General features: G+C 71.3%; 8 protein-coding genes and 1 pseudogene. 7 read left to right on the top strand and 2 right to left on the bottom strand.

Annotation, left to right across the window (positions count from 1 at the left end):
* Positions 1-32: 32 nt before the first annotated feature.
* Positions 33-308: pseudogene (locus I4I78_RS33650) on the top strand (SDR family oxidoreductase); the annotation flags it as partial.
* A gap of 113 nt (positions 309-421) precedes the next feature.
* Here the strand turns inward: I4I78_RS33650 and I4I78_RS02260 are convergent.
* Positions 422-1,597, bottom strand: a complete 1,176-nt coding sequence (locus I4I78_RS02260; protein WP_218609474.1) for an amidohydrolase family protein — start codon at positions 1,595-1,597, stop codon at positions 422-424.
* Positions 1,598-1,793: 196 nt separating this feature from the next.
* On the opposite strand from I4I78_RS02260, the gene I4I78_RS02265 reads away from it, so the two are divergent.
* From I4I78_RS02265 to I4I78_RS02285, 5 genes are all read left to right on the top strand, one after another.
* Entirely contained in the window at positions 1,794-2,651 is an 858-nt protein-coding gene (locus I4I78_RS02265; RefSeq protein WP_218609475.1) for a 3-carboxyethylcatechol 2,3-dioxygenase, read from the top strand.
* Between the two features lie 79 nt (positions 2,652-2,730).
* Positions 2,731-4,365 carry an FAD-dependent oxidoreductase gene (locus I4I78_RS02270; protein WP_218609476.1) on the top strand — a complete coding sequence of 545 codons (1,635 nt, stop codon included), beginning with the start codon at positions 2,731-2,733 and terminating at the stop codon, positions 4,363-4,365.
* A complete protein-coding gene (locus tag I4I78_RS02275; RefSeq protein WP_218609477.1) occupies positions 4,362-5,687 on the top strand; it encodes an MFS transporter in 1,326 nt (441 codons plus the stop codon). The genes I4I78_RS02270 and I4I78_RS02275 overlap by 4 nt, the downstream gene beginning before the upstream one ends.
* Positions 5,684-7,234, top strand: coding sequence for an AMP-binding protein (locus I4I78_RS02280; RefSeq protein WP_218609478.1), 1,551 nt, complete (start codon positions 5,684-5,686; stop codon positions 7,232-7,234). Before I4I78_RS02275 ends, I4I78_RS02280 begins: the two co-directional genes overlap by 4 nt.
* Positions 7,231-7,980, top strand: coding sequence for a nuclear transport factor 2 family protein (locus I4I78_RS02285; protein ID WP_218609479.1), 750 nt, complete (start codon positions 7,231-7,233; stop codon positions 7,978-7,980). Before I4I78_RS02280 ends, I4I78_RS02285 begins: the two co-directional genes overlap by 4 nt.
* A 151-nt stretch (positions 7,981-8,131) precedes the next feature.
* On the opposite strand, the gene I4I78_RS02290 is transcribed toward I4I78_RS02285, so the two are convergent.
* A complete protein-coding gene (locus I4I78_RS02290) occupies positions 8,132-8,749 on the bottom strand; it encodes an isochorismatase family protein (RefSeq protein ID WP_218609480.1) in 618 nt (205 codons plus the stop codon).
* Positions 8,750-8,796: 47 nt separating this feature from the next.
* Between I4I78_RS02290 and I4I78_RS02295 the strand changes: the two genes are divergently transcribed.
* A partial coding sequence (locus I4I78_RS02295; protein WP_218609481.1) for a CoA transferase occupies positions 8,797-9,459 on the top strand: 663 nt, incomplete at its 3' end.

Consider the following 9,459-nt stretch of genomic DNA (forward strand, 5'->3'; position numbering starts at 1 on the left):
CGATGCTGCCCAACACGACCGACAACCCCGCCATGGGGCCCGGCAGCGCGGGATACGGCTGGGCGAAACGCACCCTGATCGGATACGTGGAGCAGATGGCCCTGCACCTCGCGCCGAGGTTCATGCGGGTCAACGCCGTGCACCCGACCAACGTCAACACCCATCTACTGCACAACGACGGGCTTTACGGCATGTTCCGTCCCGACCTCGAGCACCCGACCCGGGAGGACGTCGAACCCGCGTTCACGACGTTCCAGGCCATGCCGATCCCGTATGTCGAACCGGTCGACATCTCCAACATGGTCCTGTTCCTCGCTTCCGACGAGGCCCGCTTCATCACCGGGCAGCAGATCCGGGTCGATGCCGGCTCGCTGCTGAAGTTCCCGCAGGGCCCCGCGGGCGGGCGGGCGGCACGGTCGTGTCAGGAGCTGCGCGGGAAGCGCAGCATCGTGCGGGCGTTCGTCTCGGTGATCTTCACGACCTCGTCGTCCGGGACGTCGGCCAGGACCTCGGTCGCGCGCTTGCGGCTGTTGGGCCAGTTCGAGTCGCTGTGCGGGAAGTCGATCTCCAGCATGATGCGGTCGACGCCGACGTCGTAGCGGTTCTTCACACCGAACTCGTCGTCGATGAAGCAGCCCCAGAAGTGCTCGCGGTAGAGGTCGGACGGGCGGCTGTGGAAGTCGATGTCGTGCTGGTAGTGGCGGTGCCGCTCCCATACGAAGTCCGCGCGCTCGAGGATGTAGGGGATCCAGCCGATTCCGCCCTCGGCCAGTGAGAACTGCAGCTTCGGGTGCCGCTGGAGCACACCGGAGAACAGCAGGTCGGTGAGCGTCCACATCAGATTGGTGGAGAAGAGTGTGATCGCGACGGCGAAGGGCGCGTCCGGCATGACCATCTCGCCCGGCATCGCCTTCGACTTGGCGAACGAGAAGCCCGGCACGAAGCTGCCGGAGCCGAAGTGCAGGGACAGGACTGTGCCGGTCTCCTCGCACGCGTTCCAGACGGGCTCCCAGTGGTCGGAGTGGAACGAGGGCAGGTCCAGCGCGACCGGGGCGTCAGGGAACGAGATGGTCCGCGACCCCTTCGCCGCGGTCCGCAGGATCTCCTTCGCGGCGAGTTCGGGATCCCAGGTCGGGACGATCGAGAGCGGGACGAAGCGGTCCGGCGCGGTGGCGCACCACTCGTCGATGTAGAAGTCGTTCCAGGCCTGGGCGCAGATCAGGGCGAGGTCCTTGTCGGCCGCGCGCTGGAACACCCCGCCACCGAATCCGGGGAAGGACGGGAAGCACAGCGCGGCCTGGACACCGTCGAGGTCCATGTCCTTGACCCGGGCCGCGGGGTCGTAGCAGCCGGGAATCATATCCTCGTAGCGCACGGGATCCATGCCCCACTGTTCGGCCGGCTTGCCCGCGACGGCGTTGAGCCCGACGGTCGGGAAGATCGTCCCGTCGTAGTGCCAGACGTGCTTGCCGTTCTGCTCCTCAATGCGCGGACCCCGCGCCTTTAGGCGCTCCGGCAGGCGGCTCTGCCACACCTGCGGGTGCTCGATGAGGTGGTCGTCGACCGAGACGATCTGGTGGTGGTCCTGCAGCGGCATGGGCGCGTCCCCTTCGACAGCGGCGGTGAGCAGCGACGTGCAGATCGATCGTGACTGTACAAGCAGTCTGACGTTGATGTCATCATTCATACCGTGGTTGGTTGGGCAGAAATACGCCGTGTGTTGCCGCGGACGGCTTGAAACGGGCCCCTTCATCTGACAGCGTGTTCACAGTGACTGTCAGGGAGGATGCGCGATGACTGATCGGCGACTGGTGGTGTGCGCCAGCCACAGCCCGGGGATGGAACGCGACCTCGCGAGGGAACAGGGCATCACTTTCCGCGAGGGGCTCGCCCGCACCCGGGGGATCGTCGAGGCCTTCGACCCGGATCTGGTGGTCCTCTTCGGCGGCGATCACCGGCACGCCTTCACCACGGTCGTGCCGAGCTTCGCGATCGCGCTGTCCGCCGGCATCCTGGCCGAAGGCCCGCACCCGCGGGGCGAGCTGCAGGTGCCCGCCGGGACCGCCAGGGAGCTGGCCGAACACCTCCTCGCCTCGGGCGTCGACGTCGCGGTGTGCCGGGACGTCACGCTGGACCACGCCTTCGCCCAGCCGCTGCGTGACCTGCTCGGCGGTCTCGACGGACGACCCGTCGTCCCGGTCGCGGTCAACTGCGCCACCGCCCCGCTGCCCCGGGCCTCCCGGGTGCTGACCCTCGGCGACGCGGTGGCGTCCTTTCTCGACCACAGGCCGGAGAAGGTCCTCGTGATCGGGACGGGCGGGCTGTCACACTCCCCGCCGAGCCTCGAGCTCGACGCGTGGGACATCGACCCCGAGACCCGGGCTCGGGTGATCGAGGACGGCCGCGCCGCCGCGCGGACGAAGATCCGGCCGGAGTGGGACGCATCCTTCCTCGATGCACTGGCCCGTTGGGACCGCTCCGAGTTGGAGACCCTCACCGACGGGGCACACGCCGCCGCGGGAGCGGGGGCCAACGAGGTTCGGACGTGGCTGGCGGCCGGTGCCGCGGGTGGAGGCACGCCGCTGACGACGGTCGTCTACGAACCCGTCGAGGACTGGATCACCGGGATGGCGGCCGCGGTCGGCGGCTGACCGGATCGACCCGGGGCGCAGCGTCCCGGGTGCACCTGACACGCGCCGCATCGCCGCGGCGGCCCCGGAGGTGGAGTCAGTGAAGCCAGCAGAATCGTCCTACGACGTCGTCGTCCTCGGCAGTGGCGCGGCGGGGCTCTCCGCTGCCGTCACCGCCGCGTCGGCGGGCCTGAGAGTGCTGGTGGTCGAGAAGGCCGACCAGCTCGGCGGCACCACCGCCTGGTCCGGCGGCAACGTCTGGATCCCGAACAACCCGCTGATGCCCTCGGTGGGGGTGCCGGACAGCGCGGAGGAGGCGATGACGTACCTGCTGTCGCTCTCCCGGGACGTGATGGACGAGGACCTGGTCCGCGCCTTCGTCACCGCCGGCCCGGAGATGGTCGCCTTCCTGGACGCCAAGGCAGGTACCGAGTTCTACGTGGCGGAGGGCTTCCCGGACTACCACCCGGAACGGCCGGGCGGGAAACCGCAGGGCGGTCGCACGCTGGAGACACCGCTGTTCCCGTTCGACGAGCTGGGCGAGTGGCAGCACCGGGTCACACCCGGCCCCTACTTCGCCGAACTGGCTCTGGTGCAGAAGGAGACGCCGATCGGGGCGGCCGTCCCGCAGCCGCCGTCGGCCGAGGAGCTGGAGCGGCGGAAGGTGCACGACGAGCGCGGCCGCGGGCATTCGCTCGTCGGTCGACTGCTGAAGGCCTGCCTCGACCTCGGCGTCGTGCCGGTGACGTCGGCCCGCGCCCGGGACCTCGTGCGCGTCGAGGGCCGGGTCACCGGCGTGGTCGTGGAGGTCGACGGCACCCGGCGGGAGGTCACGGCAAACCGCGGGGTCGTGCTTGCCACCGGTGGGTTCGAGTGGAACGAGGCCTACAAGAAGGCATTCCTGCGCGGCCCGCTGACCCACCCGGTCACGATGCCCACGAGCGAGGGCGACGGGCTCACCATGGCCATGCGGATCGGGGTGTCGCTGGGCAATATGCGGGAGGCGTGGTGGAGCCCGGTCGCGGACCTGCCGCCGGGTGTCAACGCGATGAACCGGGTGATGGTGAACGCAGACCGGACCCGGCCGCGGTCCATCATGGTCAACCGGACCGGGCGGCGCTTCACCAACGAGGCCGCCAACTACAACGCCTTCGGAGGGGCCTTCCACGCCGAGGACGTCGCGGACTTCCGCTACGCCAACCTGCCGTGCTGGCTGGTGTTCGACCAGGAGTACCTCCGCCGCTACGGCACGGTCGGGCCGTTCCCGCCGGGGGAGGAACCCCCGCCGTGGCTCACCACTGCGGGATCGCTGCGCGAGCTCGCCGAGACCCTGGGGATCCCGCCCGAGGCGTTCGCCGAGACCGTCGAGCGCTGGAACGCCTACGCCGCCGCCGGGCACGACCCGGACTTCCATCGCGGGGAGAGCGCGCATGACCGCTGGTGGGGCGACCCGCACCTGAAGGGCCGACCCGGGGCCACCCTCGGTCCGCTCACCGAGCCGCCCTTCCATGCGATCTCGCTGGTCAGCGGCGCGCTGGGGACGAAGGGCGGGCCGCGCACGGACGTCGACGCCCGGGTACTCGACCTCGACGGCCAGGCCGTCGAGGGGCTCTACGCGGCCGGGAACGTGATGGCCTCGCCGTTCGGGATGACCTATGGCGGCGCCGGCGGCACCCTCGCTCCGGCCATGGTCTTCGGCTTCCTCGCGGGCCGGCACCTGGCTGGGATGCGGTGAGCGCGGCACACTCCGACGAGGTCGACCGGAACCGGAACGCGCGCCGGGCCGCGCTGGCGGGCGGCGTCGGCACGCTCATCGAGTTCTTCGACTTCAGCGTCTACGCCTACGTCTCGGTCACCATCGCCCCGCTGTTCTTCCCGGGCGGCGACCCGACGGCGTCGCTGCTGGCGACCCTCGCGGTGTTCGGTACCGCCTACGTCGTCAGGCCGCTCGGCGGGATCCTGTTCGGACACCTGGGCGACCGGCACGGCCGGCGGACCGCGCTGGTGGCGACCGTGGTCTGCATGGGAGCCGCCAGCACGCTGATCGGCCTGCTCCCCACACACGCTTCGATCGGCGCAGCCGCCGCGGTCCTGCTGCTCGCCCTGCGGCTGGTGCAGGGACTGTGCGCCGGCGGCGAGATCGGGGGTGCGACAACGCTGATCGCGGAGCTCGCCCCGTCGCGGCGCCGGACGCTCTACGCCAGTGCGCCGGGGATCGGCGGCACTCTGGGATTCGGCACGGCATCGGCCGTCGTCGCTCTGATGATTGCGTTCACCACGCCCGAGCAGATGACGGAGTGGGGCTGGCGGATCCCGTTCCTGGTGTCCGTGCCGCTGACGGTGCTGTCGCTCTGGGCCCGCCGCCGCGTGCCGCAGGACCCGGTCGTGCAGGACGACACGCCCCGGCCCCTGCCGGTGGTGGAAGCGGTCCGGCGCAGCCCGCGGGGCGTGGTGCTCACCGCGGGCCTGAGCCTGGTCGCCAACGGGACGACCTACATCGGCCTCACCTACTTCTCCATCCACCTGGTCGGTGTCCTCGGCTACCCGAAGGGACCGGTCGCGTGGATCACCATGGCGGTGATCTTCCTGTCCGCCCCGTTCGCGCCGCTGTGCGGGATCTGGGCGGACCGGATCGGGGTGAAACGCGTCGCCTTGATCGGGCTGATCGGCTACCTGCTGGTGGCCTATCCGGTGATGCTCGCGATGGGCATCGGCAGCCTCGTCCTCACCGCGGTCGTCTTCCTGGTGTTCGTGGCGATGAACGCGCCCATCCAGGTCGCCACCTTCGCCCTGATGCCACGGCTGTTCGACCGGGACGTGCGGTATTCGGGCGTGGCACTCGGCTACAACATCGGGGTCGTCATCGCGGGCGGGAGCGCGCCGCTCATCGCCACCTGGCTGGTCTCGGTCACCGGCGACGTCAACGCCCCCGCGTTCTTCGTCGGTGTGGTCGTGCTGCTCGGTACCGCCGCGGTGCTCGCCATCCGGCCCTCGGATCTCCGGGCGACCGGTGACGAGCTCGCAGCGGGAACGACCGAGGGGGTACGGGCATCGTGAGCAGCTCCGTTCGCACCGGATCGCCGGTCTGGGACCTGGTCGTCGACCGGGCGGAGGCCACCCCCGACGGCCAGATGGCCACCGACGAACACGGCCGCAGCCTCACCTTTGCCGGCTTCCGGGAGGCCGTGCAGCGGTCGGCGGCCGGGTTCGCGGCACTCGGGGTCGGGCAGGGCGCGGTGGTGTCCTGGCAGCTACCGAGCCGGATCGAGACGATGGTGGCGACCTGTGCGCTCGCTCTGCTCGGGGCCGTGCAGAACCCGATCATCATGTCGCTGCGCGAGCCCGACCTCGAGTTCGTGTGCCGGCAGGTGGGCACGGACCTCCTCCTGGTCCCCACCACGTTCCGCGGCTACGGCCACGCCGAGGCGGCCCACGCGATCGCCGGGCGGACACCGGGGCTGCGGGTCCTCGTCGTCGACGACGATCTGCCCACCGGGAGCGGGGCGGCGCCGGTCGTGGCTCCGGCCGGCCCGGAACCGGTGCGCTGGGTCTTCTACACCTCGGGCACCACGTCGGAACCCAAGGGCGCCAGACACACCGACGCCGGGCTCTTCGCCGCGGCACGCACCTACACCGAGCACATCCGGCCGCTGCCGGAGGACCGCATCGCGGCGCTGGCACCGATCGCGCACGTCGGCGGGGTGCTGCACGTGCTCGTCTCGTTGCTCAGCGGCGCGGCGCTGGTGCTCACCGAGGTCTTCGAGCCCGCGTCGACGGCCCGGCAGCTCCGCGAGGCCGGGATGACCTACGGCGGTAACGGGACCCCGTTCGTCCAGGCGTTCCTCCGGCTGCAGCGGGAGCGGCCCGGTGAACCGCTGTTCCCCGACCTCAAGGCGTTCCTGATCGGCGGCGCACCGCGCCCGGCCGGTCTGCACGGCGAGGTGAGGGCCGAGCTGGGCGGAGCCGGGATCGCATCGGGCTACGGGCTGACGGAGTGCCCGTTCTTCGCATGGGCCGCCCCCGACGACGGCGACGCGGTCATGGCCACCACCGAGGGCCGGCCGGGGCCCGGCGGGCAGACCCTGATCGTCCGGCCGGATGGCACGGCGGCCGCTCCAGGTGAGGAGGGCGAGCTGCGGATCCGCGCGCCGCAGCTGACCGTCGGCTACGTCGACCCGGCCCTCGACGCGGAGGCGTTCGACGAGCAGGGGTACTTCCGGACCGGTGATCTCGCAGTACTCGGCACCGACGGCACGCTCACGATCACCGGCCGGATCAAGGACGTGATCATCCGCAATATGGAGAACGTGTCGGCGCCCGAGGTCGAGAACCACCTCGCCACGCTCCCCGGGCTGCGCGACTGGACGGTCGTCGGGGTGCCCGACCCGGTCACCGGGGAGCGGGTCTGCGCGGTCGTGGTCCCCGAGGACCCCGCGGCGGCGCCGACCCTGTCGGAGGTCTGTGCGCACCTCACAGCACGGGGGCTGAACACGCGGAAGCTACCGGAGCGCCTCGAGGTGCTCGACGTGCTGCCGCGCAATGCGATGGGCAAGGTCGGCAAGGCGGCGCTGGTGCGCCGGATGACGGGCGAGGGGGAGCGATGAGCTGGATCGAGGACTACTACGCGGCGTGGAACGCCGAGAGCCCGGGCGGGGTCGCGGCGTTCATGGCCGACGACGTCGTGTTCGAGGACGTCACCGCGGGGCACGTCGCGCGGGGTGCGCATCAGGTGCGGAAGTTCGTCGAGATCTGCAACGAGAAGGTCCCTGGAGTGAGCTACGAGCTGGTGCGCAGCCACGCCTGCCCGGACAGTTACGCGGCCGAGTGGGTCATGCAACCGATGGGCCTGCGTGGCGTCTCGTACGGCTCGCTGCGCGAAGGCCGGATCACCTCCAACCGCGACTACTGGAACGGGGCCGCACTGCCGGCGGTCGGCGGCACGGGCAGCGCCTCCGTCTCCCTGGTACGCAGGCTGCTGGAGCTGCTGCAGGAGGGCGGCCCCGCCGAGCACGGGGTCGAGCTGGCCGCCCTGTTCGACGCCGACGCCGAGTACTGCTTCCACGTGCCCACCGCCGAGACCGTCCGCGGCCGGGATGCGGTGCTCGCCGAGCTCACCAGGCAGACCACCCACTACTCCGACCTGCGCTGCGAGGTCCGTTCGACGACGGCGGCGGGGGACCGCGTCGTCATCGAGCGGGAGGACAGTTTCGTGCTCGCGGGGGCCTCGACCCGGGTGTCCTACCCGCTGGCGGCGGTGTTCGAGCTGACGGCGAATGGCCTGATCGGCTCCTGGCGCGAGTACTGGGACAGGGAGGTCCTCACCGCCCAGGCCGGGTCCGCGACGGCCTGACGAGCGGATATACCGTGATCGCCGGCACCACGGTGCGGACCATCGCCGAGCGCGGCCCGTCGACGGCGGTCTCACCGCCCATCTCGACGTGCCGGACACCAGCGCGGCCGCCGCCTTCGTGGAGAGCCCGGTCGGGCGGCGGCCGTGCCGGTCACCGCTCCGCGGCGACGGGGACCGGCCAGGCAGACACGACGTCGTCGACCGTCGAGACCCTCGCCAGCATGGCGAGCTGGTGGCGCAGCGCCAGCTCCACGAACTCCGGCGGGGTGCCGCCGACCGCCTCGCGCGGCACCACCACCCGGAACCCGGCGTGCTGCAGGTCCGCGGCGGTGAGCGTGAGGGCCACGTTGACCGAGACGCCCACGAGCACGACGGTCTCGGCGCGGAATCCGCGCAGCAGGTCCAGCAGCTCGGTGCCGCGGGTGGGCCAGAGGCCGTGGTGCCGGTTCTGCACCAGGTCGCCCTCCGCGAGCAGCTCGGGCACCACGCACGCCGCCGGCAGTCCGGGTGCGTTCGCGGCGTCCGCCTTCTCCAGCGCGCGCCACAGTGGTGCGGTCCCGGTGCGCCGCCCGCCGAGGTGGCCCTCGAACACCGCGTGCACCACTCGCACGCCGGCCAGGCGGGCCGCGGACAGCACGCGGTCGACGTGCTCGACGAGGGCGCCTGTCGACTCCTTGAGCGCGGACAGGGTGGCCTCTGCCCCCACCGCCCCGCCCTGGCACTCCACGCAGAGCACCACTGTCTTGTCGATATCTGACGTATCCGCCATCGCTGTCTCCCGTGTTGTGGCTGTTGTACTCATTACTCTTCCCGAAGATGAGTCTGTGGGAAAGTTTTTCTGACAAAACGTGCACGAACTGGATACGCTCGCCACAACCGAAGACGGGAAGGGTCGACGATGACCGACACCGGCAGCGCACGGGTGGTGGACGACGAGCCCGGAGTACTCAGCGGTGGACGATGGGCCCGCACGTGTCCGCGGCCGACCTCCACGGCACCGGCGAGATCGCCGCGCCCGTCCACGAGACAGCACCGAACCCTCTCTCGGCGAGCTACGTCACCGGCGACGGCCGTGCCGTCGTGCTGGTGATGCTGGAGTCGGACCGGTTCTGGGGCCCGCTCACGGAGGCCCTCGGCCGGCCCGAGCTCGCCACCGACCCGCGCTTCGCGGACGCCGCGTCCCGGATGGCCCACTCGCGCGCGTGCGTCGCGGAGCTCGACGCGACCTTCGGTGCCATGACGATCGAGGAGGCCGCGCAGCGGCTCTCCCGCCGGCGCGGTGTCTGGGCCCGCTTCACCAGGCCGGGCGAGGCCTCCCACGACCGGCAGGCCGAGGTCAACGGCTACGTCGCGGACCTCGCCACGGCCGACGGCGGCACCCTGCGCGTTGTCACCGCGCCCGCGCAGTTCGACGAGACCGCCCCCGCCCCGTCCGCGCACCCGGGCACGGTGAGCACACCGACGCGTTGCTCGCCGAGC

This window comes from Pseudonocardia sp. KRD291 (genome assembly GCF_019263595.1).
In the GTDB taxonomy this organism is placed as follows: Bacteria; Actinomycetota; Actinomycetes; order Mycobacteriales; family Pseudonocardiaceae; genus Pseudonocardia.